Origin of the sequence: Chitinophaga sp. (assembly GCF_036569125.1) — a bacterium.
In the GTDB taxonomy this organism is placed as follows: Bacteria; Bacteroidota; Bacteroidia; order Chitinophagales; family Chitinophagaceae; genus Chitinophaga.
This window is the reverse complement of sequence record NZ_DATCRF010000561.1, coordinates 1-24,649: the sequence shown is the minus strand read 5'-3', so window position 1 is coordinate 24,649 and position 24,649 is coordinate 1. Positions and strand designations below refer to the sequence as shown.

The following is a 24,649-nucleotide window of genomic DNA, read 5'->3' as shown; positions in this document are numbered from 1 at the left end:
TATTGCCTGGTATCCCCGGATGCCGGTGCACTAAAGAAGATCCATAAGCTGGCGCAGTTCTTAGAAACAGATAACGTGGTGGAATGTATGAAAGAGCGGGATGTTAAAACCGGAGCGCTCACCAACTTCAAAACCACTACTGATAACCTGCAGGAGCAAACCTGTTTTATTGTAGATGATATTTGCGATGGTGGTGGCACATTTGCCGGTACTGCAAAAATGCTGAAAGAGAAAGGCGCCGTGAAAGTGAATTTAATTGTAAGCCACGGGATCTTCAGTAAAGGAACTAAGATCGAGTTTGTGGATGCAGTGTATACAACGGATTCTTTCAGGAAGGTGGAAGGAGTGGAGTGTGTGGAGGTGGGGAGGTATTTGTAAGTTAAATAAAAGGCTATGAAAATTCTCTGGTGCTGGCGTTGCAGAATGGAGTTACCAATGCTTGACGAAGCCGAATATAAAAAGGCTTATGAGCTTTATGGTAAAGGTATCAAATCAAGAGAGGGTACATACGAAGAACGCTTTAAGGAATTAATGGATTACTATGAGGAGGTAACGGGATTTACCAAAACAATACCTAACGCCATCATGCATCATCGGATTGCACAATACGGCCCGCCTTGTGAAAAATGTGGTAAGCCCTATAGAACGCCACTGGCTGCATTTTGTGCAGCCTGTGGTAATAAAAGACCGCCTGCTCCGGAATGATTTAATGTTCCGTTAGTTCTATCTTTCTTCCATCCAGGTCTTGTACAATGGCAGTATAACCCCATTCGGTTTTTGCAGGTGCAGCTATTATGGTAATGCCCTGCGCATCCAGCTCTTTGATCAAAATATCTAAGTGTTCAACTGCAAATCCCAGCCTGGTCGTGCTGTCCGGTGTTGTTACACCTTTAGGTAATGGATATATTTCCAGTACAGGTTCGCTACCTGTGCTGGCATAATGGTAAGGACCGTTGCCATGTTTATGATAGTCAAGCGTGAAGCCCAGCTTAGTATAAAATGTAGCCTGGGCCTGTAGCTGGTTGGTTTTAATTACGATCAGGGAGATGGATGGCATATTTGAAATTTATGTCACGCATGCGTCTTCTTAAGCTTCACCTCCACTTTATCCCCCGCCTTACTCACCGTTACCACTTTCTTCACAGTGGCGCTGGTTCCCACACTGTAATCCCTGTTCACGGTATTAGCAGAGGTACCCTGGAACATGCCGTTAATATAGTGGTCTGTATATCCCACCACTTCACTCTGGGTGTAGCCGTGCTCAAATCTAAATTCAGTATACAGCAGGTAATCTCCCGGCATAAGATTTACAAATTCAAAGTGTCCGGCATCATCGTATACCCTGGTGCTTTTAATGCACTCAGCAGCATCGTCTGAAATGGCAATGCCTTCCCTTCCTTTTTTTCGCTGGGCTTCGTTTACCTTCACCCACTCTTTAAAGTAATCGTTGTATGGGATCAGGATCACCTGTGTACCACGGGAAGCTACCTGCTTAGCCTTGATATTCATCACCTGCATCCTGTTGCCTTGGTCAAAATCGCGGGCATATACCTGTCCGGAAATAATAGCATTACCACCTTTCACCATTTTCATGGTAGCCTCTTTATCGAAAGAGGCCTTGATGGAGTTGAAATCGGTCTCCATATCCACCATTCTTATCTGCTGGCCATTGGTAAACATATCTACCTGCCAGAGGCGGCGGGTCTTTTTGTCGATATAGGAAACGGATCTTTCATCTGTTGAAGGTTCCACCACGGTCACTTCCCATACATCATGCTTTCCGGTGAATTTGCTGATGTAGGTGTTGTTCTTCACTTCCTCTACAACAGCTTTTTTCACATTACCATTGTTGGCAGGCTTGTATTCATACACTGACAGATCGGTACTGTAACCGGAGGTCAGCGGCAGCAGCGACAAAATGAAAGGATAGGTATAGCTGTCAACGAAATACTGATCACCGGCTTCTTTGATCTGGTTCTTCTTGCCTGTTTTCTTATCAACATAATACCCGGTAACATAATTGCCGAAGTGCAGCACCATATCTTTCATGGAATTGTGCGATGCACGGTAAATAGGTTTGAAAGTGCTCAGATCTGATATGCTGGTATCCTTCCACTCCTCCAAACCTGTAAGGGCGGTGATGGTGGTTAGTGACAGCTTATCATTGGTGGTATTGATCCCGATGGTGAAAGTACCGATCTCCGATTCGCTGCCACTATTTACGGTATAGCAGGCCAATGTATATTTTCCGTCCTTCAGCAGCTTGCTGTCGAATTTACCCTGGGCCTGACTGTTGCCCGGGATGGCGGCAACCAGCAATGAGGTAGCAGCAATGAGGATAGCATTACGAAATTCAAAAGGCATAGCACTGATAATTTATCTGACGGTGCAAAATTAGACTATTCAATAGCTAAAGCATATACCGGAAAATAGGTAGATTAATATCCCCTTTTTTAGGTAGATAAGATCTGCAGGAAGCATATCTGCAAAAAGAAAAAGCGCCGGTAAACCGACGCTTTTGAAAATTTAAGTGGTCCCACCAGGGCATGATCCTGGGACCCCCTGATTATGAGTCAGGTGCTCTAACCAACTGAGCTATAGGACCATTGTCCTCACGGACAAAATATATCTAAACTTCTCTGGGTGTCCCGTTTTTCAGGGACGGCAAAATTAATTATTTTTTATTCAATTAGCCATAAATTTTTTAATTCTTTTTTCGGGCAGCACGGGTAGTATTTTCCAGTAATATAAACCCAGGTCCATTCCGCCATTGACTGCCCATTCCCGGAAAGTTAGCAGGTCCCTGTGAAAAATTGCCCAGCACTACATCTATAACCCCATCGCCATCAATATCGCCTGCATCCATGCAGATCCAGTGCCCCAGCCGGCTGGCGGGCAAAGTATATACGGTATAGTTAATGCCGCCCTGGTTTTCAAAATACAGTAGTCCTTCCTGGGGCTGAAGGCCATAATCGCCAAAGAAGGATATCGTCAGCATATCTTCATCGCCATCCAGGTCAAAGTCTTTAACAATGGCTTTATAGCAGCCATTCACCGGGTAAAAGTATTGTTGTACAAATTTGTGGCGGCCCTTATTCTTATAAATGTATACGCCGTGGTAAGGCTTTAGTATGCGGGAAAGGTCTGCGTTATCGCCACAGGTATAAATTATATCTTCCAGCCCATCGTGGTCAATATCCTGCAGGGTAAAGCTGCTGGAGCCATACACCGGCGGGAATTGCAGGATGCGCTGTGGTGTAAAATTGCCGTTACCCGTATTTTCAAAATACCAGATGCTTTCATCGCCCTGGGCAAACAGCACCCAGATATCCTGCCGGCCGTCGTGATTATCATCACGGATCCAGGCTTTGATGGCGCCGGCGCGGGGAAAGATGATATGTTCTTTTACTGCCACCTGCCTGCTGGTATCCAGTTCCAGCCAGCTCAAAGCACCGTTGTTATAACCAAACCCGCATACCAGCAGGTCGGGGCTCCCATCCTGGTTAAAGTCTGCATATTGCAATTGTACGGGCCGGGGTAAATGATCTTTCAGCATTTCGGGCAACATCCCCCTCCCCCCATCCTGCAACGTCTGTATACTCCCCCGCAGCGCATCCGAAGGATACAGCGTACCCAGGCAGGTAACATATGCACGGTTGCCGGTAAAAGCACCCGGTAATATAATATCCGATACAATACTCGCTGTGCGCAGCTGCTGCAACGGTTCCAGCCGGTTATTATAAATATGCAGCGTACTATCCTGTCCATCGGCTACCCATATACGCTGATGCAGGGTATCCATCCCTACATAGCTGGCCAGCGGGGCTTCGCCCATTTGTTCATCCGGTTCATGAATAGTGAATAGTGGCGGGGCAGGGCTTTTAAAGGGTTCATCCCTGTGCTGGCGCAATGGTTGCCAGGGCGCTACCGTAGTATAATATTCCACCAGCAGGTCCCAGTCTTCTGTACTGATCTGGTTGGCTGTTGCGCCGGGTTTATCAGACAGCACCGGTTTCCTGTAATAGCTGCCATTGAAGCTGTTAATGCCTAAACGTTCGCCCATTGCCGGTAACACATCTTTTTCCCAGGTGGTTTTGTCCAGCAGGCGGGGTTCCGGAAAAGCGTGGCAGGATGCGCAATATTGCTGCGCCAGTTCACTTCCCCGTTTTAACCGGTTTATGCGATCCATATCATTATTACAGGCCAGCAATAACAGCGTTGGTAACAGGCACCAGGCCAGGTTAACCCAATGCTTACAGTTCCTTCCGGGCAGCCAACTATTTAATAACAGGTGACCTGGCTTGCACTGCAGCATCTTTCCCAACAACAGACCATTAAATGGCAACAGGTACCATTTGGGGCTAAAGGAATGCTTGTGTTCAATCCTCTTTCTCCAAAGTGAGTTTTTGAACCATACTTGCACATTGTATTCACATCGGCCCAACCAATCATTAAACAACAGGTATTTCAATTTCATAGGCAGCAGGTACCGGCAAAGCATACACGAATATTTCCGCCACATCATCCCTCGCGGGAGCGGGCCTTTGAATAACAAGTAATTAGGCAATTGTTGCATAACGTGTACCGGTACATTTCTAAAATACAGCTTTAATTTGCAGCTTTGCAAATATTTTAATCAGCATGCAGGGTATCAAACATATTATTTTCGACCTGGGAGGTGTGATCCTCAACCTGGATTATCAGCGCACCTACACGGCTTTTGAAGCATTAGGCGTAAAGGATTTTACCAGTTTATACAACCAGTTCAAAGGCTCGCGCCTGTTCGATGAGCTGGAAACCGGCCATGTATCGGAGAATGTTTTTTTGCAGGAAATGCAGAAACACGTAACGCCCGGGGTCACGGATCAGCAGATCATAGATGCCTGGAACGCCATGCTGCTGGATTTTCCGCTGCAACGCCTGCAGCTGCTGCAACAGCTACAGCTCCACTATAATACTTACCTGCTAAGCAATACCAATGCTATTCACCTGGAACGGTTCAACCAGATCCTGCAGGAAAGCAGGGGCATTCCTTCCCTGGCGGCCTTTTTTAACAAAGCCTATTACTCGCACCTGATCGGTTACCGTAAGCCGGATAAAGAAGCCTACCAGGTAATTATAGATGAGCATCGGCTCAATCCCGCAGAAACATTATTTATTGATGATCTGTTGCAGAACATTGAAGGCGCCAAAGCAGTGGGGTTACAAACCATTCATTTACAGGCGCCCAAAACCATTGCAGATATTTTTAAACCGGCTGCCAGCATATAGGATGCTCAATTCCCGGCAAGCTAAATTCCCTGAGACAGGGAATATCCTTTAGTATTATCTTCTTTAGATAATTACTATAGAAGGCTATTTCACTTCCTCAAAGTCAATATAATCACCCTTATCAACCGGGCGCTGTTGGGTAGCCGCACGCTGATGCTGCTGTTCGGCAGCCTGCTGCGCCTGTTGTTGCTGTTGATATTGCTGACGCATACGGTCCTGGATATCGCTCATCTGCCGCCTTACCTGTTTGGTAGACTGGTACACCGGAACTATAAAATCAAAAACGATCTTATAGAACAACCACAGCAGAAATATGAGGGCTATTAATTTGATCATAGTAAAACAAAGGTAGCAGAATATCTGCTACCTGTATAAACCAATCGGCTTTCTTTAAGGTTTCTTTAACTAATTAAATCCCAGTAAGGCCGCACTTTCCATTGCCGCTTTCTTATTAAACTCCCAGGTGAGCTTGTTATAGTTCACCGCATCCACAATGGTTCCAATCCAGCATAAGCCCAGGGTGAACAGGTACAGGATGCCCATACCTACCTGGTTCAGCAAAAAGCGGTGAATGCCGGCAGGCCCTATCAGCCCTATCAGGCAGCAGATCAATATAGTCTGCGGGTCCTTGCGGCGGCCCTGGTAAACAGCCATGAACCGCTGTTTCTGATCGTCGGTATAATTGCGGGTCAGCTCCTGCAGCCATAACAGCTCTTCATGCTGTACGCCGGGTAAAATGGCAAATGAAAGATCGTTCATGCGGGATTGTTTTTAAGGTAATGGAATATTTGTACTTGTTGTTTTCCCAATTGAAAGCTGCGGTACAGTAACATGGGCACCGCAAAAAAACCCAGGGGGTGGCTGTGCCAGGCTAATGCCCATTGTCCATGCAGCACATAATGAATCGCGTGTCCCAACCCGCATCCCGGGCACCCTTTAAGCCCCATCCATTGCAGCGGGCAAAGGGTGGCTCCTTTATGCGGGTCCATAAAAAATAACAGCCCTAACGCCAACGGCCATATAAAGAGTTCTATGTTAAGGTGCTTTATATATGTATTAAGATGCATACGCAGGTCAACATGTAAATGTATTAAAACATTTAATAATCCGTACTCCTGGGGCTTTACCGCGGCTTTAAATATTTGATACAAGTTAAAGAAATAGTTTTTGGATCAAAATAAAATCCTAATTTTGCAAAAGGAAATTGATTCAAACGAAGGGGACGGCAACGGTCCCCTTCTCGTTTTTCCCGTTAGTTAGGTATGGCAAATGAACAAGTGATCGCATCGATCCGGCAGATTATAGAAGCGCAGCTGGCTCCCGAACCGGAGTTTTTCCTGGTAGAAGTGAGGATCAAACCCACCAATAATGTTAAGGTCTTTGTAGACGGGGATAAAGGTATCCCGGTTGAAAAGCTGGTGCAGCTTAACCGCGCATTATATGCTCAGCTGGAAGCCTCTGCCCTGTTCCCGGATGGCGATTTTTCCCTGGAAGTATCCTCTCCCGGCCTGGATGAGCCGCTGAAAATGCACCGGCAGTATCTTAAAAATGTTGGCCGTAAGGTAGAAGTAACCCTGCTGGACGGCGCCATTAAAGAAGGGACCCTGCTGGCAGTAACTGAAGACCAGCTTACCCTGGAGGAAACACCGCCCAGGAAAAAAGGCGTAAAACCGGATCCGAAATTATCTAAACAGCTAAACATACATTTTACTGAAATTAAGCACACCGTCGTGTGCATCGTGTTTTAAAATATAATTACCAAAACAATGGCTAGTATTAACCTGATTGAGTCATTCACGGAGTTTAAGGAGGCGGAAAATATTGACCGCCCAACGTTGATGAAGGTATTGGAAGATGTGTTCAAAACACTCTTGCGTAAGAAATATGGCTCCGATGAGAACTTTGACGTGATTGTAAATACAGAAAAAGGTGACCTGGAGATATTACGCCGCCGTACTATTGTAACGGACGGAGAAGTAGAGGATGAGAATGCACAGATCGCCTATTCTGAAGCCATTAAAATAGAACCTGATTACCAGGTAGGGGAAGACCTGTACGAGGAAGTAGAGATCCAGGACTTTGGCCGCAGGGCTATCCTGGCTGCCAAACAAACCCTCTCCGCCCGTATCGGTGACCTCAAAAAGAACATACTGGTGAAAAAATACGCAGATCGCGTAGGCGAGATCGTAACCGGCGAGGTTTACCAGGTATGGAAAAAAGAAGTTTTATTATTGGATGATGAAGGGAATGAACTAATATTGCCTAAATCTGAACAAATACCAACCGATTATTTCAAAAAAGGAGAGAACGTACGCGCCGTTGTTAAAAAAGTAGAACTTAAGAACAACGCTCCACTCATCATTCTTTCCCGCACACATCCTTCTTTCCTTGCTAAATTGTTGGAAATTGAGGTGCCGGAGATCTTTGACGGATTGATAGTAATAAAAAGGATCGTACGCGAACCGGGCGAAAGAGCCAAGGTGGCCGTAGAATCCTACGATGACCGGATAGACCCCGTAGGCGCCTGCGTAGGTATGAAAGGCAGCCGTATCCATGGCATAGTTAGGGAATTAAGAAATGAGAATATTGACATTATAAACTATACGGCCAATATCCAATTGCTTATTCAGCGTGCTTTAACTCCCGCCAAGATCAGCCGCCAGGAAGTAGATAACGATAACAAATACGCAGCGGTATACCTGAAACCCGACCAGGTATCCCTGGCCATCGGTAAAAAAGGTGTGAACATAAAATTGGCCTGCGAATTGACCGGTTACGAAATTGATGTGTTCCGCGATGAAGAGCAGGAACAAACCGAATTTGACGTGGATCTGGAAGAATTCTCAGATGAAATAGAAGAATGGGTGATCGATGAGCTCAAACGCATAGGTTGTGATACCGCACGCAGCGTGCTGGATCTGACCGCGGAAGAGCTGGTACGCCGTTCCGACCTCGAAGAGGAAACCGTGAACGACGTAAGAAGAATATTACAGGAAGAGTTTGACAAAGAATAGCGCTCCCGGGTCTGGAAACCTTCCCAGGATTTGGGTTCGCTTGGAATGGAATATATTTGAATTATTTTTAAATGTAAAAATGGAGTCCCGTTGCAGCACAATGGGAAAAAGGGGAGGCCCGAGATATAACACATATGCCCGAAGTAACAAACAACACACCACGATTGCTGGCTGCCGCCAAGGAGTTCAATATTGGTAAAGGAACGTTGATCGATTTTCTTGCCAATAAGGGCTACTCGACGGACGGATTTGAATCACCAAATGCCCGTCTGACGGCTGAAATGTACTCAGCCCTGCAGTCAGAATTCCAGCAGGACAAGGCTAACAAGCGCAAAAGCGACCAGATAGCCCTGCCTAAAGGAAGCGTGTTAGATGCAATGAAGAAAAAGGAGAAGGAAGCCGCGGAAGCAGCAGGGAAGAAGAGTGGAACAAAAGAGGAATCCGCAACGGCAACAGAAATACCGCCCCAGGCTGAAAAGCCTAAACAGGAGCCTGCCCAGGAACCTGCGCCTGTACAAGCTACAGCTCCGCAGCAACCCGAAGCGCCGGCAACACCTGTGGCGCCTCCAACGCCGCCTAAAACGGAAGCCGCCACACCCCCTCCTTCAGAAGTAACCAAAACAGAATCCCCACGCCTAAACGGACCTAAAGTTGTGGCAACCATTGATTTGAACGCCCTGCAGGGTAAAAAGCCTGCCGCACGTAAAGAGGAACCTCCCACCGAGGAGAAAGCACCGGCCAAACAACCTGAAACGGTTGTGGTAACAACACCGGTAGCTAAAACACCTCCGCCGGAAGTGAAGGAAGAAAAAGTGCAGGAAACACCACCCGCACCCGTGAAAGAGGAAAAACCAGCGCCCGTAGCGGAAAAACCGGAAGTAACCGCCGCTCCACCAGTAACACCGCCGCAGGCAGAAACGCCCAAAGCCGTGGAAAAGGAAAAACCGGCAGCTCCCGCCGCAGAGCAACCCGCCCCTCCTAAAGAAGAGAAAAAACCACAGGAAGCACCACCGGCAAGGGAAGTAAAGGAACCCGCACCGGTAGCCGCTCAACAGAAAGAGCCGGAAACCGCTCCCGCAGAAAGAAATATACAGGATTCCGAACAGGATGATAATAGCAGCGCTGTGATTGAAAACATACAGGCAGAAAAATTAACCGGTCCCAAGGTAATCGGGAAAATAAACCTGCCGATCCAGTCTGACAGGCGCGATAATAACAAAAGCACCTTCAACAACCGGAACAATAACAACAACAATAATGATGAAAAGCGTAAACGCAAACGCATTATTGTTGAAAAGAAACCGGAACCCATACAGCCGAAAGAATTTTCCGGCGAAAAACGGGAAGGCGCAGGTGCACCTACCAACCGCACCGGCGATAATAACAACCGCTTTGGCAACCGCGATAACCGGCCCGGTGGCGGCGATAACCGTCATCACCAGGGTGGTGGCAACCGCCCGCACGGCGGTGGAGGCCAGGGTCAGGGTGGCCAGGGTGGCGGCAACCGTCCGCACCAACCCGGTCAGGGACCCAGCCGTCCGCACGCAGCACCTAACCGCGGACCCGGCGGAGGCAATCGCGGACCCGGAGGTCCCGGTGGTAACCGTGGGCCAGGCAACCGCGATAATAACCGCGGCGGCTTTAACCGTGGAGGAGATCCGAACAGACGTCCGGAAGACAAAGAAATTGACAAGAACGAGATCCAGAATAAGATCAAGGAAACCATGGCCAAGCTGGGTGGCGGCCGTGGCAAGAACATCAAGGCCAAACAGCGCCGCGACAAACGCGATGCAAGGGCCGAAGAAATGGCCAACCAGAATGCAGAGAATAATAAGCTGCAGGTAACGGAATTTATTTCCGTGAGCGAGCTGGCCAACCTGATGGATGTAAGCTTTGCAGAAGTGATCTCCAAGTGTATGAGCCTGGGTATCATGGTATCCATCAACCAGCGCCTGGATGCGGAAGTAATTGAGCTGGTAGCCGGCGAATTTGGTTATGAAGTAGAATTTATTGGTATAGACGATGTAGATGCGGATGAGGAAGAAGAAGAAGTGGATGCAGAAGAGGACCTGCTGCCAAGAGCGCCTATTGTGACCATCATGGGTCACGTAGACCATGGTAAAACCTCCCTGCTGGATTACATCCGCAGCGCTAACGTAGTAGCCGGTGAGGCCGGGGGTATTACCCAGCACATAGGCGCCTACCAGGTAACTACCGCTACCGGTAAAAAGCTCACCTTCCTGGATACACCCGGTCACGAAGCCTTTACCGCGATGCGTGCCCGTGGTGCCAAAGCAGCGGATATAGCCGTGATCGTGGTAGCAGCAGATGACGCCATCATGCCCCAAACGCGTGAAGCCATCTCCCACTCACAGGCAGCCGGCCTTCCCATGGTATTTGCCATCAACAAAATTGATAAGGAAGGAGCCAATCCTGAAAAGATCAAAGAACAATTAGCCGGTATGAACCTGCTGGTAGAAGACTGGGGCGGTAAATACCAAAGCCAGGAAATATCTGCCAAAAGCGGTTTGAACATAGATGTGCTGCTGGAAAAAATATTGCTGGAAGCAGAATTGCTGGAACTGAAAGCAAATCCTGCCCGCGAAGCCTCCGGCAGCATCATAGAAGCCTCACTGGATAAAGGCCGCGGTTACGTAGCCTCCGTGCTGGTTCAAAATGGTACCCTGCACCAGGGCGATACCATTGTGAGCGGCGCCTTCTATGGTAAGATCAAAGCCATGTTCAATGAACGCGGACAGCGTATTGACGAAGCAGGACCTTCCAGCCCGGTACAGCTGCTGGGTCTGAACGGCGCCCCGCAGGCCGGTGAAAAATTCAAGATGTATGTGGATGAAGGGGAAGCCAAGGATGTTGCTAACCGCCGCGCACAGATCGTACGTGAGCAGGGCATCCGCACCAAGAAACACATTACCCTGGATGAAATTGGCCGCCGTCTGGCACTGGGCAACTTTAAACAGCTTAACATTATCATCAAGGGCGACTTTGACGGTTCCGTAGAAGCATTGAGCGACTCCCTGCAGAAACTGTCTACAGAAGAAATAGCCATCAGCGTGGTGCACAAGGCCGTAGGTCAGATCACAGAATCCGACGTATTGCTGGCCACCGCATCCGATGCTATCATCGTAGGCTTCCAGGTACGCCCGTCTTCACAGGCCGCCAAGCTGGCTGAGAAAGAAAATATTGAGATCCGTACCTACTCCATCATTTACGATGCTATCGAAGAGCTGAAGAGCGCCATGGAAGGCATGCTTGAGCCTAAGATAGAGAAGAAGGTGGTGGCCAATGTGGAAATACGCGAAACCTACCGTTTCGACAAGGTAACCGTAGCCGGTTGTTTTGTACTGGATGGTAAGCTGGCCCGTAACACCCGCATTAACCTGGTACGCGATGGTATCGTGATCTTCACCGGTGAGCTGGGATCCCTGAAACGTTATAAGGACGATGTGAAGGAAGTAGTATCCAACATGGAGTGCGGCCTGAGCATACGTAACTACAACGACCTGAAAACAGGCGATATCGTTGAAGGATTTGAAGAAGTAGAAGTAAAACGTACTTTATAATAGCAGAAAGCGTAAAGCTGAAAGCATAAAGCAGCCCAATATCCGCTGCATTGCTTTCAGCTTTATGCTTTTAGCTTTATGCTTACATAAACTTTTGTTAAAAACCATAGGCCGCTCCATGCGGCTTATTTTATTGGCTATTTTTGAATTTCACTGCTTTCTTTAGTATGAACAGACTTTTGGCATTATCTGCAGGCGCCCTGCTCCTGTGGCAAACCTCCGTAGGACAGCAAAAAATGGTAGCAGATAAAATTGCCGCCATTGTAGGGGATAAGATCATTTTAAAATCAGATATAGATGGGGAAATGATGAACCTGCAGCGTAATACGCCGGATAATCAGCTGCCGCCCAATGCCGCCTGCTCTATTATGGAGCAGATCATAGCCCAGAAAGTAATGGTGCTGCAGGCAGAGCGCGATAGCTTACCCGTAAGTGATGGCGATGTAGATGGGCAGATCGAGAACCGTATCCGTTATTTTGAGGACCTGTACGGCTCCCGCGAGAAAATGAAAGAGGTGACCGGCTACTCCATTTACCAGCTGCGTGAACGTTTCCGCCAGCCTATTAAAGAAGGTTTACAGGCCAAGGCCATGCGCGATAAGATCGTGGATGCCATTAAGGTAACGCCCTCTGAAGTACAGCGCGAGTTTGAAAGCATTCCGAAAGACAGCTTACACTTCTACGAATCAGAGCTGGAAATAGGTCAGCTTATTCTGCTGCCCAAAGCCACCAAAGAAATGGAAAACTATGCCACGGAGCGTTTAATGGACTTCCGCCGCCGCGTAGAAAAGAAAGAATCTGACTTCAGCTCACTGGCCATCCTGTATTCTGAGGATCCGGGAGTAAAAGATAATAAAGGCATTTACATCCTGAACCGGAACGAGAAAGGTACCTGGGATCCTGACTTCCTGGCCGCCTCTTTCCGCTTAAAGGAAGGGGAAATCTCCTCCCCGGTAAAAAGCCAGTTCGGCTACCACCTTATCCAGTGTTTACGCCGCCAGGGCGATAACATTACCGTGCAGCACATCCTGGTAAAACCAAACATTACCAAGTCTGACATTGAGCTGGCCAACAAAAAGCTGGATACCATCCGTACCGCCATCCTGGATCATAAATACACCTTTGGCGAAGCGGTTACCAAATACAGCGACGCCCAGATGGCTAAGTTTGACGGCGGTATGCTGCAGAACAAAATGAACGGCAGCTCCCTCATCACTATTGACCAGCTGGACGATCCATCCACCCGCGATATTGTGCTGATGCTGGACACCCTGAAACCCGGCCAGATCTCCGCACCGGCGCCCTTCACCGATGAACAGGGCCGTACCGGCGTACGCCTGGTGTACCTGAAAACACGTACCCAGCCGCACCGCGAGAACCTGAGAGATGATTATGCCCGCATTCAGCAGCGCACCCTCCAGGGAAAACAGGGCGAAGCCGTAAATAAATGGCTCATGGAAAGAATTCCCACATACTACATTCATGTGGACGATGAGTTCAAAACCTGCGGAAACATTTCCAAATGGCTGGCATCCATGGCCAAACAATAACGTACGCAAGCTACATCCTATAACAAAAACTCCCTGGTACACTATCCGTACCGGGGAGTTTCGTTTTAAGGCCACCCCACTTTCCAAGCTTTATGTTTTTGTTATGCTTTTTAAGCGTAACTTTGCGACTTCAATTCAAAAACGGGATGAGTGACGCGATAAAGCATGAATGCGGCCTTGCATTCATAAGATTAAGGAAGCCATTCTCTTATTATCAGCAGAAATACGGAACGGTTTTCTTTGGGCTTAATAAGCTGTACCTGCTCATGGAAAAGCAGCATAACCGCGGACAGGACGGAGCGGGTATAGCCACCGTAAAACTCAATACAGAACCAGGGGTACCCTTCATGCACCGTCTCCGGAGCAGCGCCCCGCAAGCCATTGGCGATATTTTCGGCAAAGTGCGCGACGAGATCCAGGAGATCGAGAAATACCAGCCGGAAATCACCAAGTTCCCGGGCCTCATGAAAGGCCACATCCGCTTCCTGGGCGAGCTGCTGATGGGCCACCTGCGCTACGCCACCCAGGGTAAGAACAATGTAGAGCTTTGCCATCCCTTTGTACGCCATAACACCATTCCCGCACGCAACCTTACCATTGCAGGTAACTTTAACCTGGTAAATGCCGATGAGCTGTTCAAATTCGTAGGGGTAGATCCCGGCGAAGTACACCGCAACAGCGACCTGGCCGCCATGCTGGAAGTAGTATATCATTTTTTATGTCAGGAAGATGAGGCGCGCCGCAATGGCCTGGATGTAAAGAACATCCTGCAGCAGGCCTTTTCCATGTTCGATGGCGGCTACCATGTATGCGGCCTTATGGGCAGCGGCGATTCCTTTGTGATCCGCGATCCGCACGGCATTCGCCCCTCTTATTACTACATTAACGAGGATGTGATCGTAGCTGCATCCGAAAGGGCTGCCATCCGTACCGCCTTTAACGTAGGCGAGAACGAAGTGCTGGAGCTGATGCCCGGTAATGCACTTATCGTAAAGAACGACGGGGAATACAGCTTAGAGCAGATCCTGGAACCCAAAGAACGTAAAGCCTGTAGCTTTGAAAGGATCTACTTCTCCCGTGGTAACGATGAAAAGATCTATAAAGAACGCTCCAACCTGGGTTACAATCTTTCAGAAACCATTCTGAAAGCTATTGACCACGACCTTCGCAACACTATTTTCTCTTTTGTACCCAACACCGCGGAAGTTGCCTTCTACGGCCTTATAAAGGGTATGGAAGATTATCTGAATAAGATCAAGATAGAACGCATCCTCTCCTGGGGTAAAGATTTTGACGAGGCCAAGCTGGCTGAAATGGTGAACCGCCGGGTAAGGATCGATAAGATCCCTATTAAGGATGTAAAGATGCGCACCTTTATTGCGGAAGACAGCGGCCGTAATGAAATGGTGCAGCACGTATACGATATTACCTACGGAACCGTGCGCCCCGGTGTAGATACACTGGCCGTGATAGATGATTCCATTGTACGCGGCACCACCCTCAAGGAAAGCATTATTAAAATGCTGGACCGCTTAGGGCCCAAGCGTATTATGATCATATCCTCGGCCCCGCAGATCCGCTACCCGGACTGTTATGGCATAGATATGAGCAAAATGGGCGACTTTGTTGCTTTCCAGGCAGCCATTGCCTTGCTGAAAGAACAGGGTAAGGAGCACATTTTACAGGAAGCCTACGGCCTGTGTAAAGAGCTGCAGCGCACCAACACCCTGCACGCGCAGAACGTGGTGCGGAATATTTACAAACCTTTCACCACAGAAGAGATCTCCGATAAAATAGCGCAGATCATTACCCCGGCCGGCATTAACGCCAAGGTAGATGTGATCTACCAGTCCATAGAGAACCTGCATAAGGCCTGCCCCAATAACCTGGGCGACTGGTATTTTACCGGTAACTACCCTACCCCCGGCGGCAACCGCGTGGTGAATAAAGCCTTTATGAACTATATGGAAGGCCGTAATGAAAGAGGATATTAATATTGATATTTATACCTAAACACATACACTACCGGGCTGTATCTTTTTGATACAGCCTTTTTTCTTTCCCGTGGCCCGATTAGTATAGTATTAATTAATAATATTATCCGCAACAAATCTGTGTTAAGTTTATTTTAAATCGCCCTGCACTTGATTTTAGGTTAACGGCAAGGGTTTAACTTTCTGCTGAATCTGAAAATTCGTATTTTCGTTATGGTTATTAATGGTTTTCAGCCCATGAAAACATTACTCCTTATTCGGCATGCAAAGTCCAGCTGGAATGATCCGGACATGGATGATTTTGACCGGCCCCTGAACCGGCGCGGCAAACAGAATGCCCCGGAAATGGCAGCCCGCCTGCTGCAAAAGGGTATGGTTCCCCAGCTTATTATATCCAGTCCGGCAAAGCGCACACGCAGCACCGCCAAGATCATGGCCCGTGAGTGGAAGTATCCTAAAGAAGCTATTTTACTGGAAGATGAGCTGTACCTGTGTTATGCCTCTACCTTCCTGAAAGTGATCACCAAGATCGATGATGATTTTGATACCGTAGCCATTTTTGCCCATAACCCGGGTATAACGGACTTTGCCAACTACCTTACGGAAGAGATCCGGATCGATAATGTGCCCACCTCCGGCATCTTTGCCATAGAAGCGGATATCAGCTCCTGGAAAGACTTTGACCGGGCGCCCAAAAAATTCCTCTTTTTTGATTACCCCAAGCAGGAAGTTGTTTGAAAAGGAAAAAAGTAAAAATTAAAAAGAAAAAACCAGCAACCTCTTTCAAAGCATCTGCAGCTTCATAATCCCGTCTTTACGCATCACACATCCCCTTATTTCCCCGACTGATATTTCAGCAAAGCACTCTTTTTTGCTTTTTACCTTTTGCTTTTTACTTATCCTTCAGCAAAACACCTTTTTAATTTTTGCTTTTTTACTTTTTACTTTCCTTATCCTTTGAGGATCTTATTATAAGAAACAGTGATGCCTTTGATCAGCGAAGAGCTGAAGCCCTGGTGCTCCATCTCGTTCAGGCCCGCAATGGTGCAGCCCTTGGGCGTGGTAACCTTATCTATTTCTTCCTCGGGGTGGCGGTTACCGCTTATGAGCAGGGCGGCAGCGCCTTTTACCGTTTGGGCGGCTATCATGTTGGCGGTGCGTACATCAAACCCGATTTCAATGCCCCCCTGTATGCTGGCGCGTATAAAGCGCAGGGCATAGGCAATACCGCAGGCGCCTAATACGGTGGCGGCATCCATCAGCTTTTCGTCAATGCTCACGGTAACGCCCAGCTGGTCAAACAGCTGCATTACCCAGGCAGCCTGCTCCGCGGTAGTGTTCTTATGGCAAATACAGGTCATGGATTCCTGGATGGCAATGGCGGTATTGGGCATAGCCCTTACCACGGGCATTCCAGGGCCGGCTATCTCCTCCAGCTCGTCCATGCTTACGCCGGTAACCACGCTGATGAGCATATGTTTGGCAGGGTTAAAAGCGCTTTTTACCCGGCTCAGTACTTCTTTAATGTTGTAGGGCTTTAACGCTACAATGATCACATCTGCCGCAGCAATGGCTTTGGCATTATCCGTTTCCGTTAGTACGCCCTGTGCCTGCAGGCCGGCCAGGGTTTCAATATTGCGTTTGGTGATAATAATATCGGAAGCACTGGCAAAACCGCTCTTTAACACGCCCTGTGCAATGGCAGATCCCAGGTTACCGCCGCCAATAATGGCAATTTTCTTGGTAGACATATCCCTTGTTTAATTGGGACAAAAGTAATCAATGTGTAGATATGCAGATGTGCAAATGTGCGGATGATAGGGGGAATGTGCTGATGTGCTAATATGCTAATGTGCCGGTTTTTGTTGTTTGTGCCATCCTCTCACATATACCAGCACATTAGCACATCAGCATATTAGCACATTCATGCATTCCCCATCTGCACATCTGCATATTTGCCATCTGCACATCAAATAGCTAAGGCCAGCCATCCCGCTGCACTAGCCGGATGGTCTGGCCTTAGTCAGACAACATCATTTATGATCATTCCTGGAAAGCCAGGCTTTAATCCGCGTTTACATGACTCCAGTTCTCGCCGCTTTTTATGCGGTACAGCTGCATTTCACTGATATCAAATTGCTCGGCGATCTGCTTCATGGTGCGCTTGCCGGGTTTTGCCAGCAGGCGCTTTATGCTTTTAACCTTGGTTACATTCAGCTTTAAGCCTTTCAGGCGGTTCCGCTGCTTTTCCTTGTAGGCCAGCTTGGCGGGGCTGTTCTGCTGGTGCTCTTCCATTTCCTCCTTAGTGGCCCAGCGGAGGTTGGAGGCTTTATTGTTCTTCTTATCGTAATCCAGGTGAATAACGTATCGGTGGGCTCGTCCCGGCCTTTTAGCGAACAGTTTGGCTACTTCGCGGTGCAGGTACAGGGACTGGTAGCTATCTGCCGGCTTTACGTTCAATACCGTATATCCCTCAACGGTAGAGCCGGATAATAGCTTCCCATCTTCAATTTCTTCATGGTAACTGATCACTCTCCCCATATTAGACACAGCATATCTTTTTCGCAAGGCAGATTTGTTTTTGATCTGCAAGTCTTTCCAGACTTCGTTTTTAAGGTTTTTAATTGTGGCCATGTGAAAGTAATTTTTAAATAAATGAAATTGGGGTTTAACCGTAAACGTTACAATCTATGCTTTCATTGTTTGCCGGCAGGTATTGGCTGTCCGTTACCGGGGATGCGACCCTCTCAAAAATATGATCTTTGTACTGTGCAGCTATAGCATCTAAAACCTGTTCCAATTCTGCCGGTGACTTGTAAGTTACTAATTGTTGCCTGAAATCTTTTATATGCGGTAATCCTTTCAGGTAGTTTGTGTAATGACGGCGCATTTCCAATATACCTACAATCTCTCCCTTCCAGGCAATGGAATGGTGTAAGTGTTTTTTACACACCCTTACTCTTTCCAAAACAGTTGGGGGCGGTAAATGTTCACCGGTTTTCATAAAATGCTTGATCTCGTTAAAGATCCAGGGGTAACCAATGGCTGCCCTTCCTATCATGATCCCGTCTACCCCGTATTTTTCCCGGGCGCTTACCGCCTGCTCCGGCGTACATATGTCACCGTTACCAAATATAGGGATGTGTATGCGGGGGTTGTTCTTTACTTTTCCGATCAGGCTCCAGTCGGCATTACCCTTGTACATTTGTGTGCGGGTGCGGCCATGGATGGTCAGGGCCTGTATGCCCACATCCTGCAGGCGCTCTGCTACTTCCTCAATATTACGCGTATCATCGTCCCAGCCCAAACGTGTTTTTACTGTTACCGGCAGCGAGGTGGCTTTTACCACCGCAGCGGTCAGCTTTATCATTTTGGGCACATCTTTTAAAATGCCGGCGCCGGCGCCCTTACAGGTTACTTTCTTAACCGGGCAGCCGTAGTTAATGTCAACCAGGTCGGGGTTGGTAGCGGCGGCAATCTGGGCCGCCATAGCCATGGGCTCTTCATCGCCCCCGAAGATCTGTATGCCTATAGGCCGCTCGTAATCAAAAATATCCAGCTTTTGCCGGCTTTTAATAGCATCACGGATAAGCCCCTCCGAAGAAATAAATTCCGTGTACATCAGGTCAGCCCCGTTCTCTTTACATACGGCACGGAAGGGTGGGTCGCTTACATCTTCCATGGGCGCCAGCAGTAAAGGGAACTCTCCTAAATTTATATTACCAATCTTCGCCATTTTTTTTATTACATTGTATAGTTGCAGCAGGATGTATGCAGTGAGTAAAAGCTATTGCCAACTGGTTTTGGTGCTGTAAATTTACGCAAAATTAACACAGTTACCGTTTATGACCGGCTATCTAAAACAGTCTTCTCCTTCTTTACAATTCGTGACCTTTATCGGGATCTTTATCGGCTTTATGCTGCTTTATGGTACCTTCCTGTATACTGGCTTCCCTGCCCTGAGCGGTTATACTGTAGATCAATTACAAGGTGGCAACGCCACGGGTCCTAAAGTTATCGGCTATCTGAAATTAGTACAATTTCTGTACACTTTGGTGGTTTATTTGGTGCCCGGCCTGTTGTTCGGCTACCTCTCCGATCCAAAGCCTGCTGAATGGCTGGGTATGAGCAAAAGCCCCAAAGCCCTCCCTATAGTATTAGCGCTTTTGATTATGTATTGTTCCCTGTGGGCTGTAGATTTGACGGCGGAATGGAACCAGCACTGGAACGTACCCGCCTCCATACGGCAAATGGAAGAACAGGCCGATCTGCTGATAGAACGCCTGCTGCAAATGCCTACGGTAAAAGACCTGATCGTAAACCTGCTGCTGATAGCTGTGCTGCCGGCCATTGCCGAAGAAGTGTTCTTTCGCGGGGTTATGCAACGCCTGGTTATACAGCTGGTACGCCTGCCCTGGCTGGGTGTATTGATCACGGCTATTCTTTTCAGCGCCGTGCATATGCAGCTGCTGGGTTTTGTGCCGCGGGTGCTGCTGGGCTTTTTACTGGGCGCCATTTATTACCTGAGTGGCAACCTGTGGCTGTCTATACTGGGGCACTTCCTGGTAAATGGCATCCAGGTGTTTGCCGCTTACCTGTACCAGGTAAAGGTGATCTCTGAAGATCCTTCCAAAAGCAGCACCACCAGCTGGTATGTGGCCCTCATCAGCGCCCTGGTAACCCTGTCGCTTTTGTGGGTGTTGTACAAACGCACTAAATTGCCGGCACAAGCTGAAAAGTCACAACCTGAAAACCTGAGTGATGGAAAAAGACTGGATTAAAATATTTTCAACAGACCGGCCCTTTGAGGCGGAAATGGTAAAAGGCATGCTGCTGGAGAACGGGGTGAATGCCGTGCTCCTGAACCGGCAGGATTCATCTTACATACAGGCCTTGCCCGGGCAGGCTGAAATTTATGTGCACAGCTCCCAGGTAACGCAGGCGCTGGAATTGATGAATGAAACGAAGTAAGAGACAGGAAGCAAGATCCCGCCACCTTATCTCATATTTCTACTGCCTGCCGCAGATGAATGAAACGAGGTAAGATGCAATTTCAAAATAAACACTGAATGAAGACTTTTTTTACCCGTACCGCCTCCGCACTGGTTTTTGTGGCAGTAATGCTGGGTGGCATTTTATGGAATCCCTTTACCTTTTTCCTGCTCTTTTTCCTGGTTAATTTTTTTGCCATACAGGAGTATTTTAAGCTCATTCGCCTCATAGATAAGGATTATAACGAAGTATCTGCCTGGCACCGCTACGGTGTGCTGGTAGCCAGCTGCGCTATTGTAATGGCCTTCACCGGCGAGGCCTTTGGCACCAGCCTTGTATCCCTGGGCTTCCTGGGCTGGTGGACAGCCGTTATTTTCCTGCTGGTATTACCTATGGGCGAAATATTGCTGGGCAAGGATTTTTCCCTGAAGAACATTGGCTACTCGGCCCTGGGCCTGCTGTACATCAGCGTATCCTTTGGCCTGCTGGTAGACCTGCGCCTGAGCAGCAGCATGATCACCTTTATTGGCCGCACTACCGGCGGGCAGCCCGGCTGGCTGATACCCCTGCTGCTGATCTGCTTCATCTGGATCAATGATACCATGGCCTACATTATAGGCTCCCTGATAGGGCGTACGCCTTTTTTCCCTTCCATCTCCCCTAAGAAAACCACGGAGGGTTCTGTAGGCGGCATGATCCTATGCGTGGCTGTTGCCGGCATTTTTGGCCATTACTGGGGGCAGCAGTGGCTGGATCTGCAGCACTGGCTGGCCTTAGCAGGCATTGCCGCTATTTTCGGCACGGCCGGCGATCTGCTGGAGTCCAAGCTGAAACGCATGGCCGGCGTAAAAGATTCCGGTAATATTATGCCGGGGCATGGCGGCTTTCTGGACCGCTTTGATTCCCTGCTGCTGGCTACGCCATTTGCCTGGATCTATGTACACAGCTTTATGATGCTGTAGAATGCGGAACGCTTAGCTCCTAATGGCTGATTACATCTGCCTGATAGCTTACAATCATTATGCGTGCCGGCGACTCTAACCGCTTGCGTTCAACATCCGGCGTTGAGTATCAGCGTTCAGCATAATTCGTAATTCGTAATTGATAATTCGTAATTAATTCTACCTTCGCATTACCAATTAAACTAATAAACCAATAAACACAACATGAAGATCCATCGCGAAGGATTGGGCACGATTGTATTAACCGCTTTGGTGCTGGCATTGCTCAATGTGGCCGTATTCTATTTCCTTGGACAGGTACCCTCCCTCACCTGGGGCTTTTTTATTGTATCCGTGATCCTGTTCCTGTTCATTATTTCCTTTTTCCGCATTCCCGCCCGGAATATGGCGCAGGATGAAACGCTGGTGATCTCTCCCTGTGATGGTAAAGTAGTGGTGATCGAAGAAACTTTTGAACCCGAATATTTTAAAGATAAACGCCTGCAGGTATCTATTTTCATGAGCCCTGCCAATGTGCACGTAAACCGCAACCCCATTAGCGGGGAAGTGAAGTTATCTCAATACCATGCCGGTAAATACCTGGTGGCCTGGCATCCAAAATCCTCTACGGAAAATGAGCGCCACACCGTGGTTATAGGCAATGGCAAAACAGATATCCTGGTACGCCAGATCGCCGGCGCCCTGGCCCGCCGTATTGTAAACTACCTGAAAGCAGGCCAGCAGGTAAAGCAAAATGAAGAGCTGGGCTTTATCAAGTTCGGTTCCCGCGTGGATATTTACCTGCCCGTAGGCACACCTGTTAAGGTGCAGCTGGACCAGGTAGTAAAGGGCGGGCAATCCATTATTGCACAGCTGGTATAAACACAACCACCGTTACCTAAAAATATTTAGCATGAAACAAACTTTTTTCACCCTGGCTGCAGCCCTGCTCATAAGCGGTGCAGCCCTGGCCCAGGACAAAGCAAAGGATAAGAGCTGCTGTAATAAAGACAACAGCAAGGCCTGTTGCAAAAAAGAGCAAACCGCCCGGAAAAAGGCCTGCTGCATGCAACCTTCTAAAACCGCCAGTCTGCGTGCTGCCGCTGCAAAACCGGCCCAACCGGCAACTGCAGCCAAACCAGCAGGTAAGTGATCAGATACGGCATAAAATTAAAAGGGCTGACCAAAAAGCAATGGTCAGCCCTTATTTATTCGGTTACCTCGTGGAGGTTTGTTGTATTATGTGATCCTCAAAGCCTTTCGTACTTTTTGACGGACTCATTTTTCGGCGATTGTTTATACGATATTGCCAAAGATTACACCGAAGCCTGCACCCAGTGCTATTTTGCTTATAGCAATCGATAACAAAACATACCCTTGTGGTATGCAAACAGAATATTTCCTGTTCCTATCCGCCTTATAAAATTGTTTTCAGCTCACTCAGGCAGGAGATGCAATAAGTAGGCTGCATAGTAGTGGCCGGAACTTTTGCATTAAAATAGATCTGGTCCATACCCGCATTGTGAGCCCCTATAATGTCCAGCTCCAGCGCATCCCCGATCATTACGCTTTCCGTAGCCTTGGTAGCGGCTTTGGTAATAGCGTAATCAAATATTTCCCGGTAAGGCTTCAGGCTGCCCGCTACTTCAGAAGTAATAATATGCGTAAAGAAATGATCAATTTTGGCATTGCGCATTTTCAGCAGCTGGGTAACCTCAAACCCATTGGTGATCATGTGCAGGGGATAGTTCTTAGCTGTCAGGTATTCCAGCACTTCCACGGTGTAAGGAAATAAAGCAGTTTTAAAAGGCAGCACTTCCAGAAATTTTTCGCTGAGGGCGTTAGACAGCTTTTCATCGCCGATCTTAAAATCCAGCAGGGTTCTGCTAAAACGTTTGTAGCGCAGGTCATTACGGTTAATGAGCCCTTTGCGGAAACGGTCCCACAATATCTCGTTATGAATAACATAGCTGTCGTAAAACGCTTCAAAGCCAGGCACCCCACGGGCGCTCAGGTCAAATGTATGGTAGAGTTCCTCTAAAGTCTGGTAGGAGTTGGTTTCAAAATCCCACAGTGTATGATCCAGGTCAAAGAAAATATGCTTATACTTCATCACAGGGCAAAGGTACGAAGGAATGAGGAGATGTGCAGATATGCAAATGTGCAGATGAATTGCCCTCATCTCCGCTGCATTCCTCATTTGCACATCTGCATATCTGCACATCTGCACATTTTTTTTCTTATTTTCCGGTTTTCAATCCCTCCAAAATATGAACGCAGTAATTACGGGAGCCAGCAAAGGAATAGGTAAAGCCATCGCCGAAAGGCTGGCCAAAGAAGGTTTTAATATAGCGCTGTGCGCCCGCAATGCCGCCACGCTGGAGGCTACGGCTGCACACATCCGCCAGCTGGCGCCTAATGTACAGGTGCTGGCCCTGCCGGTGGATATGAGTGATAAGCAGCAGGTGCTGAGCTTTGCAGCCAAAGTAAAAGCAGCTTTCCCCGTAGTGGATATACTGGTAAATAACGCCGGCCTTTTTGTGCCCGGCGCACTGCACCAGGAGGAAGAAGGCCTGCTGGAAAACCTGATGGCTACCAATGTATACAGCGCCTATCACCTTACCCGCCAGCTGTTACCGGCTATGATAGCACAGCATAAAGGCCACATTTTTAACCTTACCTCCACGGCCAGCTACAAAGCCTACCCTAACGGCGGCGCGTATAGCATTACTAAATTTGCCTTGTTAGGCTTTTCCAAAAACCTGCGGGAAGAGCTGAAGCCGCATAACATTAAAGTGACCGCCCTCAGCCCCGGCCCCACGCTTACTGCCTCCTGGGAGGGTTTTGAAGCGCCGCCGGACCGCCTGATGCCGCCTGAGGATATTGCCAATATTGTATGGGCAGCCTACACGCTGGCCGCTCAAACAGTGGTGGAAGAAATTGTGCTGCGGCCCATGCTGGGGGACATTAGCTAATGTGCAGATATGCAGATGAGTAAGTGTGCAAATGCATTGAAACGGTCCATTTTTCCCATCTGCACATTTGCATATTTGCACATCCGCACATTAAGCGAAGTCCTTACCAGATAATGATCTTGAGGTCATATTTTATTATTTTTTTAACTAACTTTTAACGGCGAAATCAGCTCCACAGCATAGGCTTTGGTTAAATTTGTCAACGAGATATGGTCTGTCAGGTTAAAATAAGGAAGTGGGCACTGTCCCTCTTTTTTTGTTTGGGCGTTATAGCTTGCGCTAGTGCCCAGGAATTCCGTTTTACTACCAATGTAAGCAGCACCCGTGTTGC

26 protein-coding genes and 1 tRNA gene are annotated in these 24,649 nt (G+C 48.1%); 15 read left to right on the top strand and 12 right to left on the bottom strand.

All coding sequences use genetic code 11. The features are described from left to right. The coding region (locus VIM87_RS21125; protein ID WP_331998925.1) for a phosphoribosyltransferase family protein at positions 1-378 on the top strand (378 nt) is incomplete at its 5' end. Between the two features lie 15 nt (positions 379-393). Beyond that, on the top strand, positions 394-705 hold the full coding sequence (locus tag VIM87_RS21120; RefSeq protein WP_331998924.1) for a hypothetical protein: 312 nt from the start codon (positions 394-396) through the stop codon (positions 703-705). A 1-nt stretch (position 706) separates the two neighbouring features. Here VIM87_RS21120 and VIM87_RS21115 read toward each other — a convergent pair whose 3' ends face one another. The 4 genes from VIM87_RS21115 to VIM87_RS21100 form a co-directional block, all read right to left on the bottom strand. Further along, positions 707-1,057, bottom strand: coding sequence for a VOC family protein (locus VIM87_RS21115; RefSeq protein WP_331998923.1), 351 nt, complete (start codon positions 1,055-1,057; stop codon positions 707-709). 14 nt (positions 1,058-1,071) lie between these two features. Beyond that, positions 1,072-2,364 (bottom strand): hypothetical protein, encoded by a 1,293-nt coding sequence (locus VIM87_RS21110; RefSeq protein ID WP_331998922.1) that lies wholly within the window; start codon positions 2,362-2,364, stop codon positions 1,072-1,074. 167 nt (positions 2,365-2,531) lie between these two features. Continuing rightward, positions 2,532-2,605: transfer RNA gene (locus VIM87_RS21105), tRNA-Ile, on the bottom strand. A gap of 99 nt (positions 2,606-2,704) precedes the next feature. Next, entirely contained in the window at positions 2,705-4,189 is a 1,485-nt protein-coding gene (locus tag VIM87_RS21100) for a VCBS repeat-containing protein (protein WP_331998921.1), read from the bottom strand. A 452-nt stretch (positions 4,190-4,641) separates the two neighbouring features. On the opposite strand from VIM87_RS21100, the gene VIM87_RS21095 reads away from it, so the two are divergent. Next, positions 4,642-5,271 (top strand): HAD family phosphatase, encoded by a 630-nt coding sequence (locus tag VIM87_RS21095; RefSeq protein WP_331998920.1) that lies wholly within the window; start codon positions 4,642-4,644, stop codon positions 5,269-5,271. An 84-nt stretch (positions 5,272-5,355) separates the two neighbouring features. Here VIM87_RS21095 and VIM87_RS21090 read toward each other — a convergent pair whose 3' ends face one another. The 3 genes from VIM87_RS21090 to VIM87_RS31430 form a co-directional block, all read right to left on the bottom strand. After that, complete coding sequence (locus tag VIM87_RS21090; protein ID WP_331998919.1) at positions 5,356-5,607, bottom strand: DUF4834 family protein; 252 nt, start codon at positions 5,605-5,607, stop codon at positions 5,356-5,358. A 69-nt stretch (positions 5,608-5,676) separates the two neighbouring features. Continuing rightward, a complete protein-coding gene (locus VIM87_RS21085; RefSeq protein ID WP_331998918.1) occupies positions 5,677-6,030 on the bottom strand; it encodes a TM2 domain-containing protein in 354 nt (117 codons plus the stop codon). After that, entirely contained in the window at positions 6,027-6,260 is a 234-nt protein-coding gene (locus VIM87_RS31430; protein ID WP_414649658.1) for a DUF2752 domain-containing protein, read from the bottom strand. The genes VIM87_RS21085 and VIM87_RS31430 overlap by 4 nt, the downstream gene beginning before the upstream one ends. 273 nt (positions 6,261-6,533) lie before the next feature. Between VIM87_RS31430 and rimP the strand changes: the two genes are divergently transcribed. The 6 genes from rimP to VIM87_RS21055 all read left to right on the top strand — a co-directional run bounded on the left by rimP (position 6,534) and on the right by VIM87_RS21055 (position 16,148). Continuing rightward, positions 6,534-7,019 carry a ribosome maturation factor gene (rimP, locus tag VIM87_RS21080; protein ID WP_331998917.1) on the top strand — a complete coding sequence of 162 codons (486 nt, stop codon included), beginning with the start codon at positions 6,534-6,536 and terminating at the stop codon, positions 7,017-7,019. A gap of 18 nt (positions 7,020-7,037) precedes the next feature. After that, the gene (gene nusA, locus VIM87_RS21075; RefSeq protein ID WP_089906868.1) at positions 7,038-8,285 is read left to right on the top strand and encodes a transcription termination factor NusA; all 1,248 of its coding nucleotides are present in this window, start codon (positions 7,038-7,040) and stop codon (positions 8,283-8,285) included. Between the two features lie 134 nt (positions 8,286-8,419). After that, positions 8,420-11,866, top strand: coding sequence for a translation initiation factor IF-2 (infB, locus tag VIM87_RS21070; RefSeq protein WP_331998916.1), 3,447 nt, complete (start codon positions 8,420-8,422; stop codon positions 11,864-11,866). A 167-nt stretch (positions 11,867-12,033) separates the two neighbouring features. After that, a complete protein-coding gene (locus VIM87_RS21065) occupies positions 12,034-13,416 on the top strand; it encodes a peptidylprolyl isomerase (protein ID WP_331998915.1) in 1,383 nt (460 codons plus the stop codon). A gap of 146 nt (positions 13,417-13,562) precedes the next feature. Continuing rightward, positions 13,563-15,410, top strand: a complete 1,848-nt coding sequence (locus VIM87_RS21060) for an amidophosphoribosyltransferase (protein ID WP_331998914.1) — start codon at positions 13,563-13,565, stop codon at positions 15,408-15,410. Positions 15,411-15,647: 237 nt separating this feature from the next. Further along, complete coding sequence (locus VIM87_RS21055; RefSeq protein ID WP_089908342.1) at positions 15,648-16,148, top strand: SixA phosphatase family protein; 501 nt, start codon at positions 15,648-15,650, stop codon at positions 16,146-16,148. A 212-nt stretch (positions 16,149-16,360) separates the two neighbouring features. On the opposite strand, the gene proC is transcribed toward VIM87_RS21055, so the two are convergent. The 3 genes from proC to dusB all read right to left on the bottom strand — a co-directional run bounded on the left by proC (position 16,361) and on the right by dusB (position 19,146). Next, positions 16,361-17,161 (bottom strand): pyrroline-5-carboxylate reductase, encoded by an 801-nt coding sequence (proC, locus tag VIM87_RS21050; protein WP_331998913.1) that lies wholly within the window; start codon positions 17,159-17,161, stop codon positions 16,361-16,363. A gap of 313 nt (positions 17,162-17,474) precedes the next feature. Beyond that, positions 17,475-18,044: an NUMOD4 domain-containing protein gene (locus VIM87_RS21045; RefSeq protein ID WP_217605479.1), complete on the bottom strand. Its 570-nt coding sequence runs from the start codon at positions 18,042-18,044 to the stop codon at positions 17,475-17,477. A gap of 34 nt (positions 18,045-18,078) precedes the next feature. Further along, positions 18,079-19,146, bottom strand: coding sequence for a tRNA dihydrouridine synthase DusB (gene dusB, locus VIM87_RS21040; protein WP_331998912.1), 1,068 nt, complete (start codon positions 19,144-19,146; stop codon positions 18,079-18,081). Between the two features lie 109 nt (positions 19,147-19,255). Between dusB and VIM87_RS21035 the strand changes: the two genes are divergently transcribed. The 5 genes from VIM87_RS21035 (at position 19,256) to VIM87_RS21015 (ending at position 22,496) form a co-directional block, all read left to right on the top strand. Next, the gene (locus VIM87_RS21035; protein ID WP_331998911.1) at positions 19,256-20,191 is read left to right on the top strand and encodes a CPBP family intramembrane glutamic endopeptidase; all 936 of its coding nucleotides are present in this window, start codon (positions 19,256-19,258) and stop codon (positions 20,189-20,191) included. Continuing rightward, a complete protein-coding gene (locus VIM87_RS21030) occupies positions 20,172-20,381 on the top strand; it encodes a DUF2007 domain-containing protein (protein WP_331998910.1) in 210 nt (69 codons plus the stop codon). The genes VIM87_RS21035 and VIM87_RS21030 overlap by 20 nt, the downstream gene beginning before the upstream one ends. A gap of 98 nt (positions 20,382-20,479) precedes the next feature. Continuing rightward, the gene (locus VIM87_RS21025) at positions 20,480-21,364 is read left to right on the top strand and encodes a phosphatidate cytidylyltransferase (RefSeq protein WP_331998909.1); all 885 of its coding nucleotides are present in this window, start codon (positions 20,480-20,482) and stop codon (positions 21,362-21,364) included. A 204-nt stretch (positions 21,365-21,568) separates the two neighbouring features. After that, on the top strand, positions 21,569-22,225 hold the full coding sequence (locus VIM87_RS21020; protein WP_331998908.1) for a phosphatidylserine decarboxylase family protein: 657 nt from the start codon (positions 21,569-21,571) through the stop codon (positions 22,223-22,225). Between the two features lie 31 nt (positions 22,226-22,256). Next, a complete protein-coding gene (locus VIM87_RS21015; RefSeq protein WP_331998907.1) occupies positions 22,257-22,496 on the top strand; it encodes a hypothetical protein in 240 nt (79 codons plus the stop codon). A gap of 264 nt (positions 22,497-22,760) precedes the next feature. Here VIM87_RS21015 and VIM87_RS21010 read toward each other — a convergent pair whose 3' ends face one another. Beyond that, positions 22,761-23,456 carry a YjjG family noncanonical pyrimidine nucleotidase gene (locus tag VIM87_RS21010; RefSeq protein WP_331998926.1) on the bottom strand — a complete coding sequence of 232 codons (696 nt, stop codon included), beginning with the start codon at positions 23,454-23,456 and terminating at the stop codon, positions 22,761-22,763. Positions 23,457-23,613: 157 nt separating this feature from the next. On the opposite strand from VIM87_RS21010, the gene VIM87_RS21005 reads away from it, so the two are divergent. Further along, on the top strand, positions 23,614-24,318 hold the full coding sequence (locus VIM87_RS21005) for an SDR family oxidoreductase (protein ID WP_331998906.1): 705 nt from the start codon (positions 23,614-23,616) through the stop codon (positions 24,316-24,318). A gap of 143 nt (positions 24,319-24,461) precedes the next feature. On the opposite strand, the gene VIM87_RS21000 is transcribed toward VIM87_RS21005, so the two are convergent. Then, on the bottom strand, positions 24,462-24,649 hold a 188-nt coding region (locus VIM87_RS21000; RefSeq protein WP_331998905.1), incomplete at its 5' end, for a hypothetical protein.